The organism is Caballeronia humi, assembly GCF_001544475.1.
GTDB classification, from domain to species: Bacteria; Pseudomonadota; Gammaproteobacteria; order Burkholderiales; family Burkholderiaceae; genus Caballeronia; species Caballeronia humi.
The window spans coordinates 1-17,470 of the sequence record NZ_FCNW02000007.1; the positions used below are offsets into that span (position 1 = coordinate 1).

Here is a 17,470-nt window from a genome sequence, read left to right on the forward strand (position 1 = left end):
AAACTATTTTCGGTTGCCTGGCATCGCTTGGCACGGCTGATGCATTTATCCCACCCGAGCAGACAAGAAATGCTCGACCAACCCGAAAGCCTCATCCCTCCCAAGGAGCACTGAAATGAACTCGCTGATGATCAAAGACCTCGCCGTGACCGAAGAACTCGACAGCCGCGCCATGTCCGCCGTTCGCGGTGGCACCTTCTACTTCCCCGGCTACAGCGTCTCGAAGACGGACTTCACCTTCAACACGCAACAACTGATCGGCCAGACGCAGAACGTCGTCAACGAAAACGGCAACAACGTCGCGTTCGCCACCGACATCGACTCGAAGGTCAAGCCGATTCAAAAGGCCAACAACTCCAACACGATCAACGTGTTCTGAGCTGGCTAAAACCCACCCACACCACCATAAACGCAAGGAGCACCACCATGTCGACCCTCACGATCCGCGACCTGTCCCACAGCGCCGAACTCGATAGCCGCGAAATGTCCGCAGTGCGCGGCGGCACGTTCTACTTCCCCGGCTACAGCGTCTCGAAGACCGACTTCTCGTTCGACACGCAGCAACTCATCGGCCAGACGCAAAACGTCTCGAACGCGAACGGCAACAACGTCGCGTTCGCCACCGACATCGATTCGAAGGTCAAGCCGATTCAAAAGGCCAACAACTCCAACACGATCAACGTCTACGGCGGCGTCGCCTGAACGTAGAACTCAGATGCACCGCGCGGAGGTCCGGGGACCTTCGCGCAAACCCAAACCCTCAATCCGAAACGCAAGGAGCACTTCCATGACCACTCTCTCGATCAGCGATCTCTCGCACAGCGCCGAACTCGACCGCAACGAAATGTCCGCCGTCCGCGGTGGCACGCTCTTCCTGCCGAGCTACAGCGAATATTCGACGAGCCTCAAGTTCGACACGCAGCAAGCCATCGGCCAGACGCAAAACGTGTTCAACGCGAATGGCAACAACGCCGCGTTCGTCACCGACATCGATTCGAAGGTCAAGCCAGTCCAGAAAGCCAACAACTCGAACACCATCAACGTGTTCGGCGGCGTTCCGGTCTAAGGCACGATTGATCAGTCAGTACTTTCCCAATCCATAGCGCAAGGAGCACCACCATGTCCAAACTCACGATCCGCGATCTGTCCAACGCCACCGAACTCGGCCGCGCCGAAATGTCCGCAGTGCGCGGCGGCACGTTCTACTTCCCCGGCTACAGCGTCTCGAAGACCGACTTCTCGTTCGACACGCAACAAGCGATCGGTCAGACGCAAAACGTTCACAACCTGAATGGCAACAACGTCGCGTTTGCTACCGACATCGACTCGAAGGTCAAGCCGATCCAGAAGGCCGACAACTCGAACACGATCAACGTGTACGGCGGCGGCGCGCTGTAAAAAAAGCAGCAAAAACGCGAGGGTCCGGGGACCCTCGCGTTCCTTCCTCAAAGAAACTCCCGCGGCAGACAAGCATCTAGTGACGAACCTGTATGGAGTCGCCGCGCGCCGTGTGCTCTACTTGAGTTTCATCGTCCATCACGCACAGTTCGGTCCGTTCATCGGGGAGAGATCGTGCAAGCCTTGTTGCCTTCGTGGCGCTCCGCAATCACGCGCGGCATGCAGCTCATGTTGTGCGGCGCGATGTGCGCGACGCTGCTGACCGCTTGCTTCGATGTGAAGGTTCCGACCTACAAGCGCCCTGATACGCCCGAAAAAACCGCGTATTCGAAGCCCGTCGTCACGGCGAGCGAAACGATTCAGCCCGACTGGTGGACGCAGTTCCACGATCCCTACCTCGACTCGCTCGTCAAGAAGGCGATCGACAGCAACTTCGATATCAAGGTGCTCGCCGCACGCATCCAGGTGGCGGGCGCGCAGATCGGCGAGGCGCGCGCGGGCGCGTTGCCGACGATGGACGTCGGCGCCGGCGCGAGTTTCGAAAAGACGACCGGCCAGCCGTTCTCGAAGCAGTTCAACCTCGGCACGCAGGTGAACTGGGACATCGATATCTGGGGCGCGGTCGAAAAAGGCGTGCAGGCGCAGACGGCCGAGTTTCGCGCCACCGAATGGGACTGGCGCGCGGGCTACCTTAAGCTCGTCTCGGACGTCTCGACGACGTACTTCCAGATTCTCCAATTCGAGGATCAGATCGAGCAGCAGAAGCAGACGATCGCAACCAACCAGAAGATCCTGACGATCTTCGAGGGCATGCAGACGAATGGACTCGTGCCGAAGACGCAGGTGCTGTCGCAGCGCGCTGAACTGAACCGGCTGACGCGCGAAATGCTTGAACTGAAACGTTCGCGCGATCTCGCCGACAACGCGCTCGCCACGCTGATCGGCGTGCCGGCCGGCGAATTCAAGGTCCCAGACGGTCACTTGCAGAAACGCGTGAACATTCCGGTGGTGCCGCAGGGCTTGCCTTCGCAACTGCTCGCGCGCCGGCCCGACCTGATCGCGGCGGAGTTTCGCGTGCTCGAAGCGTATGACCTGGTGGGCCAAGCGAAGCTCGCGCAACTGCCGACCATCAGCCTGACGGGCCGTGGCGGCAGCGCGAGCTTTCAACTGACCGACTTGCTGAAGAGCTTCACGTTCAGCTTCCTGCCGAGCATCAACATTCCGATCCTCGATCCGAGCGTGCGCGCGCACGTCAAGACGACTGAAGCGCAGACGACTGTCGCCGAGCAGCAATATCGCGCGACCGTGATGGCCGCGTTCGAAGAGGTCGAGAACGCGCTCGTGAATCTCGATTCGCATACGAAGCAGCGCGTCGAGTTACAGCAGGAAGTCGATCATCTGTCGATCGTCGCGGCGCAGATCGATGCGCAATTGAAGGAAGGCGTCATCTCGCAGCTTCAGGTGTTCGAGACGCAGCGCACGCTGCTCGCCGCGCAACTCGCCCTGCTCGCGAATCATCAGCAGATGCTGTCGGACACGGTGACGCTTTACAAGGCCCTCGGCGGCGGCTGGCCGACCACGAATGTGCAGAACGCTGTTAAAGAAACGCTGAAATAAAAAACGTGTTTTCGTATGAGGTTCAAGAAACGCGATAGCGGCTCGGATATGGCGTCGCGAGCCAGTGCCCGGCGATTGACTACGGCAATGCGTGACTTACACTTTCTAAAGTTGCCGCCCGGCGGGCGGATCAGTCCAACAAAGTCTATTTGCCCGGCCGTTTGCGGGCTTTCCACTGACGCGCGGGCGTCAGAGGCTAGACGTTCCCTGTGACGTGGACATGGCTCCAGGCGATTCGATAGCAGAGGTGCACGCGAGCGTGGGCGAGGCATTCGATGTCGTCCTCAAGCCGCTGTCGCATCCGGAACTGTCCGAGATCCGCATCGACGAAAACCTGTTCGCGATCGGCCGGGCCGAAGCACCGTTCGATACCTGCGCGCCCGAAGCCGTTGCGCAACTGTCGCGACGTCATGCGCGTATTTTCACGGAGCACGGCGTCGTCTATCTCGCCGATCTCGACAGCAAGAACGGCACGTCGCTGAACGGCGCCGAGGTGCGACAAAAGCCGGCGCAGCTTCGCAGCGGCGACACGATCTGCTTCGGCAGCAAGCTCTGCTATCGCGTGCAGTTCGTGCCGCGCGTGAAGGCGCGCGCGGCGCTTGCGCGTCCGACCACGCTTACGCTCACGCCCCAGCGCGACGATCTCGGCCTGCAACCGATCGACGTCGTGCAGTTTCCGTTTCTCGTCAGCAAGGCCGATGCGCTCTTCGCGCGCTATCGCGAGCCGTATCCGCATCAGGTCAATTACGTGTCGCGGCGTCACGCGCACGTGTTCCTCAAGAGCGGCGCGCCGTTCGTCGAGGATCTCGGCAGCACCAACGGAACGTTCGTCAACGGCACGCGGCTCGACGCGTCGGCGGTGCCGCTCAAGGACGGCGATGTCGTCGCGTTCGGCGGGACGCATTTCGTCTATCGCGTCGCCGTGCACAAGGAATCGGAAGGCGATTCGACGTTGACGCAACTGAAAGCGTCGGCCAACGCGGATGAGGATAACGACAAGACAACCTTCGTTGGCTCCGCGCATTCGTTCCTGGATATCTTCTGCGTCGATCAGCCGCTCGCGCAGGAGGACGAGGTCAATCAGGAAGCGCTGCCCGACGCCGCCGATGCAAAGAAGGACGGCGAGCGCCGCCGCGAGCGCAGCAAGCTCGCGTTGATGCTCGGCGAATTGCGCACGGCCTTCACCGGCAACGAGCGTGTGACGACACGGCGCGGGCTGATCGTCGTCGGCGCACTGGTCGCGGTGATTGTGGCGATCGCCGGGACGATCTACTTCAGCGGATCGACGGAGCGGGAAGCGAAAGGGTTCATCGCGAGCGGTCAGTTCGAGCAGGCGGCGAACGTCACGAACGATTATCTGAAGCGGCACCCGAACGATGCGCGCTTTGCCGCGCTCAACACAGAGGCGTTGCTGAAGGCGAAGGTGCCTGAATGGCTAGCCGCGCTGAAAAAGGGCGATTTCGAACGCGCGAACGCCCTGATCGCGCAGATGGATCAATTGGGTGCGAACAACGCGGACGTGCGGCCACTCATCAACGAGTTGAACTGGATCGGCAAGCTCGAAAGTTTCGTGCTGGGCCGCGGCGGCCCGGATGCGCCGATCCGCATCTATGCCGACGAGGACCGTATCGGCGAAATCCTCAAGCACTGGGACGACGATGCTTCCAGCCATCAGCGCTCGCTCGACCGCATTGCGTCCTACGTGCCCGAGTTCGCGACGCCTTACGCCGAAGCGCTCAGTCATCTGCGCAAGCTGCAAAGCGACGACTCGGTGTATCTCGCCGCCATCGAGCGATTGAAGGCGAGCATCGCGAAGGAACTGGCGCAGGATCATCCGGAAGCGCTGCAACCGGTGCTCAACGATTACGCGGACAAGTACCCGCGCCTCGGCGGACTCGATCGTGTGCGTGAGGATTTGCGCCAGTACCTCGATCTGCAGACGCAGGCGCGTGGCACGAGTCTCGCGCCGCTCGTCGCGACGCTCGACAAGGTGAAGTTCACCACGCCGCCGTTTCAGGAGCAGTTCCGGCAGATGAGCGCGAACCGTCTGCCGTCGCCGGAAGCGATTGCTCAGTACCAGGCCGTGCGCGATGCATGGAAGAATGGCCAGAGCGCTCAGGCCATCGACGGCTTGCAGAAGATGCCTGCCGGGCCGTGGTCCGATGTGGTCGCGACCGAACTCGCGCACAAGAAGGCCGTAGCCGCGCAGTTCGCCGATGTGCAGAAGGCGCGCGGTACGAAGGGCTACGAAGACACGCTGCTGTCGTTCTACGAAACGCTCGATCCGCAGGACGATGCGTTCTTCGCGAAGGCCGTCGATCCTGATGTCGCGGCTTTTAAGGACAAGGCCCTCGCGCGTGCGCAAAGCCTGATGACGCAGGCGCAGTCGCAATGGTCGCAGTATCGCGAAAACGGATCGATCGGCGGCACGCAGCGGCTCGAAGCCGGCATTTCCGACACGTTCCGCACACAGGCGCGCCTGCTCGCGGACGCGCAGACCGGCGCGCAGCATGGTATGCGCATCTTCAAGCAGATGAAGGCCGACGGTGCCGCGAAGTGGCAGAAGCTGGCCGACGAGATCGATGCCGAAGCGCTCCTGCAGCGGCGCTCGCTGCAGGAATTGCGCATGGTGCTCGAACCCGGGCTCCTCAAATCGAAGCTCGCGTTGATAGGAGGGCCGGCCAGTGAAGAACGACGCGCACCTTAAGCCGCTCGCCGAGGCGCTGGAGGATCACGGGCCTGAGGGCATTGCGATCCTCACGGCCGAGCCGTGGAAACTCACGCAGGCGCTCGTCCTCGGGATGGTGGCGCTAGTCGTGTCGGCGGTGCTGTGGTCGTTCATTGGACGCGCGGACGTGATCGTGACCGCAGTCGGCACGCTCTCGCCCGAGTCCGATGTGCGCCGCATCTACGCGCCAATCGACGGCGAGCTCGCAGACCTCTATATCGCCGAAGGGCAGCCGGTGCAGAAGGACGACGTGCTCGCGCGCATCAACGCGCGCGGTGCGATCGAGGCGGCGAGCAACGCGCTCGAAGCGCGCCTCAAGCTCGACGACGCCGAGCGCGAATGGAAGCAGTTCCCCGAGAAGAAGCTGCTGATGGAACGCAAGGCGGCGGCGCTCAAGGATCAGATGGAAGTGGAAGAACGGCTGCATCAGAACCGCGTATCCGAAGGCACGACCAAGCTCGCCGAAGGGCAGAAGGCGCAGTTGCAGGAAGCACGCAGCGCGCTGGAAAGTGCGAGGCGTGCCCGCGATAACGCGAAGATCGACCTCGACCGCTTCGCGCGCCTCTTCGCGCTGCCGGGCGGCGGCGGGATCGCGGAATCGCAGGTCGAGCAGAAGCGCAACGTGTATCTCGAAGCGGACAGCGCGTTTCGCGTCGCGCAGTCGAAGCTCTCTGAACTCGACTTTCGCCTAAGCCACGAGTATTCGCAGGCCAAGGCGCAACTGGAAACGAGCGGACAGGAAGCGATCAACCTGCGCTTGCAATACGAATCGGCGATGCGCGAGATCGCGAGCACGCAGGACAAGTTGCGTCTGCAACTACAGACGGCACGCCTCGTCGCCGATGCCGCCGCGCGCATTCGCTTCGAGAACATCGACAAGGACAATTTCCTGCTTATCCTGGCACCCGTATCGGGCGTCATCACTGACGTCACCTCGACGCAGCCCGGCGACAAGATCCAGGCGAACACGCCGCTCGGCGGCATCGCGCCGAAGAACGCGAAGGCCGTGCTGAAGATCGAAATCGCAGAACAGGACCGCGCGTTCCTGCGCGAAGGCCAGCCAGTCAAGCTCAAGTTCAACGCGTTTCCGTATCAGCGCTATGGGCTGATCGACGGGACGCTCGCGTTCATTTCTCCTGCGACCAAGCCAAGCCCCACCACCAAGCAGCCGGTGTACGAAGGCCGCGTGACGCTCAATCGCGACTACTACCAGGTGTCGGAAACGAAATACCCGCTGCGCTACGGCATGACGGCGACGGCTGAGGTCGTCGTGCGCGAGCGGCGGCTGATCGACCTCGGGCTCGACCCGTTCAGGAACATGGCTGGATAACGTATCCACTGCGCTTGAAAAGCGCGTGTCCCACTTTCAAGGAGCGAATGAGATGACGGCGATTGTGCGAATCGATGATGAAGTGGTCGACGTCGGGGAGTTCGTGAGGCTGCTCAAGCTGAACGGGCAGTTCGACACCCTCATCGAACAGCTCGTGCGGGACAAGATCACGGTGCGCGCCGCGAAGCAGCACGGCGTGGTGGTGACCGCCGACGACATTCAGACGCGGGCCGACCAGTTCCGCCGCATCCGTGGCCTGCACCGGGCCGCCGACATGAACAACTATCTCGGCGCGCTCAGCGTGAGCCTCGACGAGTTCGAGGTCTTCATCACCGATACGCTCTATCAGGAGAAGATGCTGGAACAGGTCGGCACCGACGACGCCATCGACGAATACTTCAAGCTCAATTCGCCGAAGTTCGACAGCATCGAAGTGAGCCACATCGTGCTCGATACCGAGGGCAAGGCGAAGGAGATGATCTCCTATCTCAACGATGACCCCGACGCATTCGCCGAGATGGCGCGCGAACATTCGCTCGCCGATACGCGCGATGAAGGCGGTGTGATCGGTCGCGTTTTGCGCGGGCAGTTGAAGGCGGATATCGAAGCGAAGGTGTTCAACGCGAACGCCGGCGATCTGCTCGGACCGTTCCCCGCCGGCGACGGATCGCAGTTCGAGATTTTCTCGGTAACGGCCAAGCATCCGGCGACGCTCGATGAAGACGTTGCCGGCGAGATCCGGCGCCTCCTGCGCGAAGACTGGCTGATCGCGCGGGCGCAGGAACACATCATCGAAGCGCGTTGACGAGGGCCTGAGACTACATGGACGCGCCACCCAAACTGGATTCGCCCGCCGACTTTCTCGCGACAGTCGAGCTTCTGTCGCCGTTCGCGCGCGAGGAAATCGAACTGCTGGCCGAGCACGCGCAGTCGCGTTTCTTCGCGTTCGGCGAGACCGTGTGCAACGCGGGCGATGCCGCCGACGGACTCTTCGTGATCAAGTCCGGGTCCGTGCGCATCTTCACGGAGGAGCACGGCAAGGAAATCAGCATGGGGGTGAGGAAGGAGCGCGAAGTCTTCGCCGACATCGCGATGCTGCGCGAATACCGGCATGAATCGTCGGTGCGTTCGTCGGGCAAGACCGAACTGCTCTTCATTCCACGCAGCATCATCGAGCCCATCATCACGCGCAATCCGGCGGCGCTCGCGTTCGTCACGAGCTATGTAGCGATCAACTCGGCGGGCGGCTTCGTTGCGCGTCTCTTCGATTTGCGCGGCAAGCTCAACAAGAGCGAACTCGAGGAGTGTGTGCGCAGCGTCGGCGTGAAGCGCGTCGGCGCAGGCAAGGAGATTCTCAAGCAGGACTCGCGCGAAGACCGTCGCCTCTATGTCGTGCGGCAAGGCGAAGTGCGCATCGTGCGCAACGAAGGCAACGCCGAGCATCTGCTCGCGACGCTCGGCCCCGGCGAAATCTTCGGCGAGAAGGCGTGCGTGATGCGCCAGGAGCAGATGACGTCGGCCGTCGCGAGCGCTGATACGCGCCTGCTCGTGATTCCCGAGAAAACAGTCCACTTCATCCTTGAACGCAACGTGAAGCTGCGTGAGGTGCTGGAGGAACGCATCCGCTTCACCGAGCGCGAATTGCAGCGGCAGAAGAAGCTCGCCGAGCGCCGCACGATTCCTTCGATGCTCGACCTGCACACGAAGCCCGAGATGGGCGAGCGCATCATCAAGCGCTTCGCGTGGGTCGAGCAGGCTGAGGAAATGGATTGCGGCGCGGCGTGTCTGGCGATGATCTGCAAGCACTACGGCATCTCGATGACGCTCGGCAAGCTGCGCGAACTCGCGAACGTCACGACGCAGGGCGCAACGCTCGACAGCCTCGCGCGCGCGGGTGAATCGCTCGGCTTCACGGCGCGCGGCGTGCAGTGCACGTTCGAGTCGCTGCGTGGCTTCGACCTGCCGTTCATCGTGCACTGGGAGGGCTACCACTACATCGTCGTGTATGGCGTCTCGAAGGAATGCGTATGGGTGGCGGACCCGGCAATCGGCTTCAAGAAGATGACCGTCGGCGAATTCGAGCGCGGCTGGAGCGGCACGTGCCTGCTGTTCACGGCAGGACAGGACATGGCGCAGAAGTCGGTGTCGCGCTCGCCCTGGATCAGGTTCGTCGGCTATCTCAAGCCGTATCGCAAGATCCTGCTGCATCTTTTCCTTGCGACGTTCGTGATCCAGGTGCTCGGCGTGATACCGCCGGTCATCATCCAGAACATCCTCGATGGTGTGATCGTCCATCAGAACGTCGGCTTGCTGCATGTGCTCATCGTCGGGCTCATCATCTCGAACCTGTTCTCGCAACTGATGTCGACGATACGCGCGTATCTGGCGAACTTCATGGTGCGCAACATGGACTTCGCGATGATGTCGCAGTTCTTCAAGCACACGCTTTCGCTGCCCTTCGGTTTTTTCGCGAAGCGCAAGACCGGCGACATCTTCGCGCGCTTCCAGGAGAATCACACGATCCGCGCGTTCCTCACGGAATCGACTGTCACGACCGTGCTGAACCTGCTGATGATCTTCATCTACTTCACGATCATGTTCCTCTACAACGTGAAGATGACGATCATCCTGATCGTGTTCGTGATACCGATCATGGTGCTCACCGCCGTCGCCACGCCGCGCATCAAGCATTACGCGCGCGAGGTGTTCGCCGCCGCCACCGATGCCAAGTCTTTCCTGATGGAAGCGCTCGGCGGCGTCGAGACCATCAAGGGCATGGGCATCGAGCGGCCGGTTCGCATCAAGTGGGAGAAGAAATACGCGAAGTCGCTGGAGGTGCAGTACCGAGCGCAGACCTTCAATATCGGCGTCGGACTGGCGAGCCAGATCCTCAACACGGCGACGACGATCGCAATTCTCTGGGTCGGCGCGAACATGGTGCTCACGCACGAGATGACGATCGGGCAGCTGATCGCGTTCAACGCCTTCATGGGCAGCGTGCTCTCGCCGTTGATGGGGCTCATCGGCCTGTGGAGTCTGCTCAACGATGCGGGCGTCGCGATGGAACGGCTCGGTGACGTGCTCGACATGGAGCCCGAGCAGAAGCCGGGGGAGGTGGCGTCGCGCGTGATGCTGCCGGATTTGCAGGGCGAGATCAGCCTGAACGGCGTCTACTTCAAGTATGGCGAGTCGGACACGGACTACGTGCTCGAAAACATCAGCTTCGACATCAAGCCGGGCGAACTGATTGCCATTGTCGGGCGCAGTGGTTCGGGCAAGACGACGCTTGCGAAACTGCTCGTCGGTTTCTACGCGCCGACCGAGGGCAAGATGGTCGTCGACGGGTACGACCTTGGCGTGATCGACAAGGGCTACTACCGCGCGCAGATCGGCTATGTGATGCAGAGCAACCTGCTGTTCTCGGGAACGATCGCGGAGAACATCGCCAGTGGCGACGAAGCGCCGGACCGAAGGCGCATCGAAGAAGTCGCGAAGATGGCCGACGCGCACGCGTTTATCGCGAAGATGCCGCTGGGATATGAACAGATCGTCGGAGAACGGGGCGTCGGGTTGTCGGGCGGACAGATACAGCGGCTTTGCATCGCACGGGCGCTCTATCACGATCCGCGTTTGCTCGTGTTCGACGAAGCCACCTCCGCGCTCGATACGCAATCGGAGAGCAACATCCTCGGCAACATGCAGGAGATATTGAAGGGCCGCACGGCGGTGATCATCGCGCACCGGCTCTCCACGATCATGCGCGCGGACAAGATCCTCGTGCTGTACGAAGGCGGCATTGTCGAACAGGGCAAGCACGATGAACTCGTGGCGAGGAAGGGCATGTACTATCAACTGGTGCAAAAGCAACTGAGCGCAGCATGAAGATACTCGACCAACCCGAAGAAAGCGCACCGTCGCCAGGCTCGGCGATCTCATACGCCGGCCTCATCGAGAAGATCGAGATTCTTCGTTCGACGCTGCGATGGTCGTCCAAGCTCGAACGGCCCGAGATCGAGAAACTCCTTAAGCAGGCGAGTTCGTTGCGCGACGAGGTCATGCAGTTGTCGCATAAGGAGCGCTTCGTGCAGGCGGCAGTCGCGGAGCCGAAGCGCGTCGATCTGACGCCTGGAGCGCGGCGGCAAGGCTTGCTCGAACGCAGCTTCATCTTCGAGGGCACGTTCGGCGATAACCCGAAGCTGCTCGAAGCGCTGGAAATCGCGGAAAAGGCCGCGCCGACTGATCTGCCCGTGCTCATCGATGGCGAGAGCGGCACCGGCAAGGAGTTGATGGCGAAGGTGATCCACGCGAACGGCTCGCGCGCGGACAAGCCGTATATCTCGGTCAACTGCGGCGCGATTCCGGACAATCTGCTCGAATCGGAACTCTTCGGGCACAAGAAGGGCGCGTTCACGGGCGCATCGAACGATCGCAAGGGCAAGTTCGAAAGTGCGCACACGGGCACGATCTTTCTAGATGAAATCGGCGAGTTGCCGTTGTCGGGGCAGGTGAAGTTGCTGCGTGTTCTGGAGGCGCATGAGATTCAGCGCGTCGGGTCGGATGAGCCGATCGCGGTGGATACGCGCATCGTCGCGGCGACCAATCGCAACTTGCGGCAGTTCTGCGATGAGGGACGGTTTCGCGAGGACCTTTACTATCGGCTTAGCGTGATTCATTTGACGCTGCCGCCGTTGCGTGAACGTCGCGATGAGATACCGCTTTTGCTCGCTTACTTTGGCGATGAAGCGGCGGCGACGCTCAAGCGGCGGCCGGTGAAGCTGTCGCCGCGTCTGCGTGATTTTCTCAAGGGCTATGACTATCGCGGGAATATCCGCGAGTTGCGCAACATCATCTATCGCATCGCTTGCCTTGCGGGCGACATGGCCGACGTCGAGCATCTGCCGATCGATATCCGGCCCAAGTCGGCGCTATCGGCCGTGATGAACGATGTGCAGGCGGGCGGGGGCGTCATCGCGGGTGCGACGTCGCTCAGCGAGGCCAAGCGCACGGCGAGTGATGAGGCCGAACGCGCGTTTCTTGAGCGAGGTTTGCAGGAAGTCGGAGGGACGGTGGCGGAGCTGGCGCGAAGGTTCGAGATGAACCGGTCGCACCTGCAGATGCTGCTCAAGAAGCATGGACTTCATTCGAAGGATTTCAGGCATCAGGCGGCCGACAAGGCTTGACGCCAGCTCTCTCTATCCCATAGACCGAGCAAGCGCGAGTGCGCCAAGATTTCCCTCACCGAACCCGTGATGCCCGCGCCGCTCGACGATCTCGAAGAACATGTCCCCCGGCTCGCGCTCGAGGAAAGTTTGCAGGAACAACTGCGGCGTCCCATCCTCGCCGATCTCGCCATCGACGAGAATCCCTCGCGCACGCAGCCGCTCGACATCGAGTCCATGCCCCGGCAAGCGCGTATTGAGCTGATCGTAATAGCGCGCGGGTGGCTCGACGAACCGCACGCCGCGCTGGATCAACGCATCGACGGAAGCAAAAATATCCGACGATGCCAACGCGATATGCTGCACGCCTTCTCCCGCGTGATCGGGCAGATACTGCTGCATGAGGTCCGTGCGATACGTGCCTTCCTCGTAGACCGGGATGCGGATCGAGCCGCACGGCGACACCGTCACCGCCGAATCCTGCGAGACATGCCAGTCCGGATGCACCTGATGGATCTCCTCGAAGTGCAGCACCTCGCGATAAAACTCCAGCCACTCCAGGATTCGCCCCGCGCCGACCGTCTGCGTGAAGTGATCGACTTCGAGCAGTCCCGTGCTGCTTCCCGGCGCACCTTCGATAGGACGGAAATCGACGTCGTAGATCGACGTTTCGCTCGCGCTTCCCGAATGCTTCCCCGGCCATTGATCGACGAAATAGATGTGCGAATCGCCGATACCCTGGATCGCCGGAATCGCGAGTTCGTTCGGGCCGATCTTCTCGCCTTCAAAATCCCAGGCGCCGTAATCGACGGCGCGCTCGTGCGCTGTCTGCGCATCCAGCACGCGGATGCCGATCGCGCAAATGCCCACGCCGTGCGTCTCGGCAAAGCGCGACGCGAACGAATCCGGCTCGGCGTTGAGGAGGAAGCGCATGTCGTTCTGGCGGAACAGCGTCACCGCCTTGCTCACGTGACGCGCGACCGGTACGAAGCCGAGCCGCTCGAAGAGCGTAGCGAGGCTCTCGGGGTTCGGGCTCGAAAATTCGACGAACTCCAGACCCGCGATGCCGAGCGGGTTGTCAGGAGCGCCATCGTCGGGTGTCGGATCGGCGGAGGAATCGGAGTCGGGATGCGTCATCTGCTGGGTCTCGAAAGGGTCGGCATGCGTGCGGCGCCGGCAGCGGGTGCTGCACCGCGGCGCAGCCCAAGAGGCCCGCATTCGCGGCGCGCAGCTCCGTACGGCGCGGCTGATCCTGCAAAGCTGGAAAAGTTGCCCGTAGAGTAGCGGTTGCGCGCTCGGAATGTCAAAGCCGGCGATCGCTTCAGGGGCACGCAAGACAGTGCGAGACTGTACTTGCAAGCAGCATGCCGTCTCGCGCGGCTCAGGCAGCCAGCCGCTCGACACCCATCGCCGGCCGCTTGATCTGCGGCGGAAACACGTTCCACGAGCCGTCGTCGTGGCGGAAGAAGACGATCGCGAGCACGCCGGTCGGCCGCAGCGCTTCCACGCAGACGTAGCGCGCTCGCACGCAGAATCGCACGACGCGGGCCGGCATCGCCGGAGTCGGCGCGAGCCATTTGTCGACGGCGGAGCGGAGTGACTTTTCGGCGGTGTGCATGATCTTCCCCTTGATCCTTCAGAGCGCTGTTAAGCGGCTTGCGCGCCGGTGAAGAACCGGCTGCGCTTGGCTTCGATGAACGCCCGGAAAAGTCCCGCGACCGCATGAATCGCGACGCGCGGGCTGGCGAAGCAGGCTTCCACTTGCTGGCTGCGATTCACACCGAACAGGCACCACGTGCAGAAATGCTCGCAGTTGTTGGTCAGCAACCGATAGTTGTCTTCGCCAAGGCGGCTTTGCGCGCGGCGCACCGCTTCGAGCCCGACGAACTTCGCGGCGGGGTTGAGGCGGAGCGACACGTCGTGGCCGGCGGCGAATTGCTCGATCGAGATTTCTTCGACCGGACCGCGATGCAGCGACTTCGCGAAGCCCGCATAGTGGATGACGCGACCGTTGCCGATATAGATGCCGTGGTGTTCGTAGCCGGAGCGAAGCGTGACGAGTTGTGTTCCCAGAGCCGGTTCCGTGTCGAACGAAAAGGCGGTGCCTTGGTGTTCGAACAGTGCGGAAAGTTGGTTGATAGACATGGCTCGCTCCGATTTGTTTTAGCTGGGTCCGAAGCGTCGATGTGTTTGTTTTGACGCCTCGTTGCCAACTCCATTGCATCAATCGGGCCAGTGTTTTCAAGTTAATGATTTAAAAGGAAAATATCGAATTTATGTGCTACGGTAAGCCAATGAGTGTGTTGGGTGGACCAACACTTTTTGACGGTGTTTGTTGGGTGTTGACCACCACCGCTTTCAGCACATGTTTAGCGGCGAAGTCATAGGAGAGGCTAGAAACGGAGTGTTGGTACGCCGTGTGGCGGCCAGACACTTGTGTTGGCTGCAAGCCAACGGATTGCAGGCCGGGAGAAGGATATGTTCGATGGCGCCGGTCGAGCAAAGCTCAATAAATCAAGCGCTTAGGACGATCTGCGGTTGCATCTGTGAAACCGGCATGAGCTTTGCAAGAAGAAGCGCGTTCCCCGTCGCACATGCCCTGGAGATCCCAAATGAGCGCCCTTACCGTCACCGACCTTGAATACGATCGCGAGCTCGATCAGAAAGCGATGGCCTCCATCAGCGGAGGCGGCGGCGCGCCCTGGATCTACGGCTGGATCACGCCGTACTCGCCGTCGCAGCCGGGGTTCGGCGGTGTCGTGAACATTTACGACATTACAAACAACTTCACCGCGGACCAGATGATCAACCAGTTCCAGTCGGTCGATGTTCACAACAGCGGCGCCAATTCGAATATCAACGTGAGCCCGAACGCGATCGCCGGCAACACCAAGGGATAGCGGTGGCGCGCCTGCCGGCTCACTCGCGCGGGGCCGGAAAATGCCATTCGTGGCGTGGCGCGTTGGTGCACAATTGACTGGCTGCCGGTGCCGTTTGCCGTCACGCGCTATTGAAGATCGGAGAGGTTGTCGTGACCTTTACCACTGAGTTTCGATGGACGTCGGCCGCTCGCACGGATGCTGGGCGCGTGCGGCACATCAACGAGGACGCGTTCCTTGATCAGCCCGATCTGGGCGTCTGGGCCGTTGCCGACGGCATGGGCGGGCACGCGGTCGGCGATCTCGCTAGCCGTCTTGTCATCGAGAGTTTGACGGGCGTGTCGTCGCCGGACGGGCTTGCGAGCCTCGTCGCCGATGCGCGCGACCGGCTCGTGCGGGTGAATGGACAGCTTCGTCTTGAGGCGGCCAAGCGACAGGTTCAGCGCATCGGAAGCACGGTCGTGCTGCTGGTGGCGCGCGAGCGTTTCTGCGGATATTTGTGGGCTGGGGATAGCCGCATCTATCTTTGCCGCGACGGGCGTTTGCGTCAGTTGACGCGCGATCATAGTCATGTCGAAGAGCTCAAGGCGCGTGGGCAGATTACCGCTGAGGAAGCGCTGCATCATCCGGCACAGCATCTGATCACGCGCGCGGTCGGTGCGATGGATACGCTTCAGCTCGATGAAGATGCCGTCGCGCTCAACGATGGCGATACGTTTCTGCTTTGCAGCGACGGGCTGAGTAACGAGCTGTCCGAGCAGGAGATTCTCGGGGAGCTTGCTTCGGGGGATTGCCAGAGGGCGGCGGAACGACTGGTCGATATCGCGCTGGCGCGCGGGGGGCGAGATAATATTTCTGCCGTCGTCGTCCATGCGCAGGATCTTTTTTGCTCCGATAAGACGCAGTTGAATCCGGCGGTTTGAAGTTCGTTGGTGTTGGCGTGGGGAGTGGGGTTTAAACCGTTTGATGCGCTTGTGCTCCTAAGGAACTTGCTTTCTTTTCGGTCTATTAGCTCTGCCCCTGTCCGGGGCGGGACTCACTTTCTTTGCTGCTGCAAAGAAAGTAAGCAAAGAAAGCAGCTTCCAACCGCCAGTGCTAACGGTCCATCACTCGCGTAAAACCGGATTGGCGCTGGAGAGTAAGTGTCGCCCTCACGGTGGAACCGGGCTTGGCTCGCGGACCCACTGTGACAACGCGCACTTCCTCTGAGTGGTATGCACTCCGTTTGGCTCCGTCCTCGCTTCGCTCCGACGTCGGGTTCACCAAAACCATCTTGTGCTTGCGCTTCCTGTTACCTTGGATTCCCTGCGCGGTGCACCCAACGTCTGACCGCGTAGCGCGAGGATCGCGCCGTCTTCGCTTCGCGCAGATGTGGGGTTCACAAACTCAAGCTCCCTGCCTGCCTTGCTTCCCTGCGCGGTGCACCCGACGTCTGAGCGCATAGCGCGAGGACGGATGTATGACTGCTGCACCGGTCCGGTGTACTGCGAGTTGACACAGTGGGTCCGCGAGCCAAGCCGGGTTCTACCGTGAGGGCGACACTTACTCTCCAGCGCCAATCCGTCAAGGCTCAAGTGAGGGTTTGGTAGCACTGGCGGTTGGAAGCTGCTTTCTTTGCTTACTTTCTTTGCAGCAGCAAAGAAAGTGAGTCCCGCCCCGGACAGGGGCAGAGCTAATAGACCGCTAAGAAAGCAAGTTCCATCGGAACACAAGCGCATCAAACGGTGCTAAAAAAAACTAAACCACCTCAAGCGCGAGCGTAAAACCTCGTGCAAAGAAAGTGACTCCCGCCCCGGACAGGGACAGAGCAAATAGACCGCTAAGAAAGCAAGTTCCCTAGAAGCTCAAGCACATCAAACGGTGCTAAGAAAAAAACTAAACCACCTCAAGCGCGAGCGTAAAACCTCGTGCAAAGAAAGTGACTCCCGCCCCGGACAGGGGCAGAGCAGATAGACCGCTCAGAAAACAAGCTCCATCGAAGCACGAGTGCATCAAACGGTGTCCCCAAACCCCGAAGCGAAGTGCAAACGCAGCGTTACTCCACGATGATCGTCCCCATCATCTGCGGATGCATCGAACAAAAATAGTGATAAGTGCCGGGCTTGGCGAAGACGAACGAGTACGACTGATCCGTATCCATCGGGTCCGACTTGAACGACCTTGGCGTAGCCGCATCGACGGTCGTATGGATCATGTCGTCGCGATTCACCCAGGTTACCTTCGTCCCCGCCGACACGCGCAAGGTCGGCGGATTGAAGGCGAAGTTGTCGATATGAATCGTCGCATCGGCGGCACGGGCGGGCGCGCTGCCGAACAGCACGAGCGCCGTAAAGAACGCAAGCAAAGTCACACGTTTCAT

At 61.1% G+C, this 17,470-nt stretch carries 16 protein-coding genes; 12 read left to right on the top strand and 4 right to left on the bottom strand.

Features of this window, described 5'->3' with window-relative positions; genetic code table 11:
- Positions 1-115: 115 nt before the first annotated feature.
- The 10 genes from AWB65_RS09880 (at position 116) to AWB65_RS09925 (ending at position 12,253) form a co-directional block, all read left to right on the top strand.
- Positions 116-379 carry a hypothetical protein gene (locus AWB65_RS09880; protein ID WP_087666995.1) on the top strand — a complete coding sequence of 88 codons (264 nt, stop codon included), beginning with the start codon at positions 116-118 and terminating at the stop codon, positions 377-379.
- Positions 380-426: 47 nt separating this feature from the next.
- Positions 427-702, top strand: a complete 276-nt coding sequence (locus AWB65_RS09885) for a hypothetical protein (protein ID WP_087666996.1) — start codon at positions 427-429, stop codon at positions 700-702.
- 85 nt (positions 703-787) lie between these two features.
- Positions 788-1,066, top strand: coding sequence for a hypothetical protein (locus AWB65_RS09890; RefSeq protein WP_087659928.1), 279 nt, complete (start codon positions 788-790; stop codon positions 1,064-1,066).
- Between the two features lie 53 nt (positions 1,067-1,119).
- Complete coding sequence (locus AWB65_RS09895; RefSeq protein WP_087659927.1) at positions 1,120-1,398, top strand: hypothetical protein; 279 nt, start codon at positions 1,120-1,122, stop codon at positions 1,396-1,398.
- A 219-nt stretch (positions 1,399-1,617) separates the two neighbouring features.
- Positions 1,618-3,015 carry an efflux transporter outer membrane subunit gene (locus AWB65_RS09900; RefSeq protein ID WP_087666997.1) on the top strand — a complete coding sequence of 466 codons (1,398 nt, stop codon included), beginning with the start codon at positions 1,618-1,620 and terminating at the stop codon, positions 3,013-3,015.
- Between the two features lie 220 nt (positions 3,016-3,235).
- Positions 3,236-5,722 carry an FHA domain-containing protein gene (locus AWB65_RS09905; RefSeq protein WP_087666998.1) on the top strand — a complete coding sequence of 829 codons (2,487 nt, stop codon included), beginning with the start codon at positions 3,236-3,238 and terminating at the stop codon, positions 5,720-5,722.
- Positions 5,700-7,073 carry an HlyD family secretion protein gene (locus AWB65_RS09910; protein WP_087666999.1) on the top strand — a complete coding sequence of 458 codons (1,374 nt, stop codon included), beginning with the start codon at positions 5,700-5,702 and terminating at the stop codon, positions 7,071-7,073. The genes AWB65_RS09905 and AWB65_RS09910 overlap by 23 nt, the downstream gene beginning before the upstream one ends.
- Before the next feature lie 52 nt (positions 7,074-7,125).
- A complete protein-coding gene (locus AWB65_RS09915) occupies positions 7,126-7,878 on the top strand; it encodes a peptidylprolyl isomerase (RefSeq protein ID WP_087667000.1) in 753 nt (250 codons plus the stop codon).
- A gap of 17 nt (positions 7,879-7,895) precedes the next feature.
- Positions 7,896-10,955, top strand: coding sequence for a peptidase domain-containing ABC transporter (locus AWB65_RS09920; RefSeq protein WP_087667001.1), 3,060 nt, complete (start codon positions 7,896-7,898; stop codon positions 10,953-10,955).
- On the top strand, positions 10,952-12,253 hold the full coding sequence (locus AWB65_RS09925; protein ID WP_087667002.1) for a sigma-54 interaction domain-containing protein: 1,302 nt from the start codon (positions 10,952-10,954) through the stop codon (positions 12,251-12,253). Before AWB65_RS09920 ends, AWB65_RS09925 begins: the two co-directional genes overlap by 4 nt.
- A 12-nt stretch (positions 12,254-12,265) precedes the next feature.
- Here the strand turns inward: AWB65_RS09925 and AWB65_RS09930 are convergent, their stop codons facing one another.
- From AWB65_RS09930 to AWB65_RS09940, 3 genes are all read right to left on the bottom strand, one after another.
- Positions 12,266-13,369, bottom strand: a complete 1,104-nt coding sequence (locus AWB65_RS09930) for a 4-hydroxyphenylpyruvate dioxygenase family protein (protein ID WP_087667003.1) — start codon at positions 13,367-13,369, stop codon at positions 12,266-12,268.
- 244 nt (positions 13,370-13,613) lie between these two features.
- Entirely contained in the window at positions 13,614-13,850 is a 237-nt protein-coding gene (locus tag AWB65_RS09935; protein ID WP_087667004.1) for a hypothetical protein, read from the bottom strand.
- 29 nt (positions 13,851-13,879) lie between these two features.
- The gene (locus tag AWB65_RS09940; RefSeq protein WP_087667005.1) at positions 13,880-14,377 is read right to left on the bottom strand and encodes a lecithin retinol acyltransferase family protein; all 498 of its coding nucleotides are present in this window, start codon (positions 14,375-14,377) and stop codon (positions 13,880-13,882) included.
- 467 nt (positions 14,378-14,844) lie between these two features.
- Here AWB65_RS09940 and AWB65_RS09945 point away from each other — a divergent pair, with 467 nt between their 5' ends.
- A complete protein-coding gene (locus tag AWB65_RS09945; RefSeq protein WP_087659917.1) occupies positions 14,845-15,132 on the top strand; it encodes a hypothetical protein in 288 nt (95 codons plus the stop codon).
- A gap of 131 nt (positions 15,133-15,263) precedes the next feature.
- Positions 15,264-16,034: a PP2C family protein-serine/threonine phosphatase gene (locus AWB65_RS09950; RefSeq protein ID WP_087667135.1), complete on the top strand. Its 771-nt coding sequence runs from the start codon at positions 15,264-15,266 to the stop codon at positions 16,032-16,034.
- Between the two features lie 1,112 nt (positions 16,035-17,146).
- Here AWB65_RS09950 and AWB65_RS09955 read toward each other — a convergent pair.
- A complete protein-coding gene (locus tag AWB65_RS09955) occupies positions 17,147-17,470 on the bottom strand; it encodes a cupredoxin domain-containing protein (protein WP_087667136.1) in 324 nt (107 codons plus the stop codon).

Bases quoted from the DNA above. Each gene is read 5' to 3' on its own strand.
- AWB65_RS09955 (WP_087667136.1), bottom strand. From the start codon at position 17,470: ATGAAACGTGTGACTTTGCTTGCGTTCTTTACGGCGCTCGTGCTGTTC.
- AWB65_RS09925 (WP_087667002.1), top strand. From the start codon at position 10,952: ATGAAGATACTCGACCAACCCGAAGAAAGCGCACCGTCGCCAGGCTCG.
- AWB65_RS09895 (WP_087659927.1), top strand. From the start codon at position 1,120: ATGTCCAAACTCACGATCCGCGATCTGTCCAACGCCACCGAACTCGGC.
- AWB65_RS09905 (WP_087666998.1), top strand. From the start codon at position 3,236: ATGGCTCCAGGCGATTCGATAGCAGAGGTGCACGCGAGCGTGGGCGAG.
- AWB65_RS09920 (WP_087667001.1), top strand. From the start codon at position 7,896: ATGGACGCGCCACCCAAACTGGATTCGCCCGCCGACTTTCTCGCGACA.
- AWB65_RS09940 (WP_087667005.1), bottom strand. From the start codon at position 14,377: ATGTCTATCAACCAACTTTCCGCACTGTTCGAACACCAAGGCACCGCC.
- AWB65_RS09880 (WP_087666995.1), top strand. From the start codon at position 116: ATGAACTCGCTGATGATCAAAGACCTCGCCGTGACCGAAGAACTCGAC.
- AWB65_RS09930 (WP_087667003.1), bottom strand. From the start codon at position 13,369: ATGACGCATCCCGACTCCGATTCCTCCGCCGATCCGACACCCGACGAT.
- AWB65_RS09935 (WP_087667004.1), bottom strand. From the start codon at position 13,850: ATGCACACCGCCGAAAAGTCACTCCGCTCCGCCGTCGACAAATGGCTC.
- AWB65_RS09885 (WP_087666996.1), top strand. From the start codon at position 427: ATGTCGACCCTCACGATCCGCGACCTGTCCCACAGCGCCGAACTCGAT.
- AWB65_RS09915 (WP_087667000.1), top strand. From the start codon at position 7,126: ATGACGGCGATTGTGCGAATCGATGATGAAGTGGTCGACGTCGGGGAG.
- AWB65_RS09900 (WP_087666997.1), top strand. From the start codon at position 1,618: ATGCAGCTCATGTTGTGCGGCGCGATGTGCGCGACGCTGCTGACCGCT.
- AWB65_RS09945 (WP_087659917.1), top strand. From the start codon at position 14,845: ATGAGCGCCCTTACCGTCACCGACCTTGAATACGATCGCGAGCTCGAT.
- AWB65_RS09890 (WP_087659928.1), top strand. From the start codon at position 788: ATGACCACTCTCTCGATCAGCGATCTCTCGCACAGCGCCGAACTCGAC.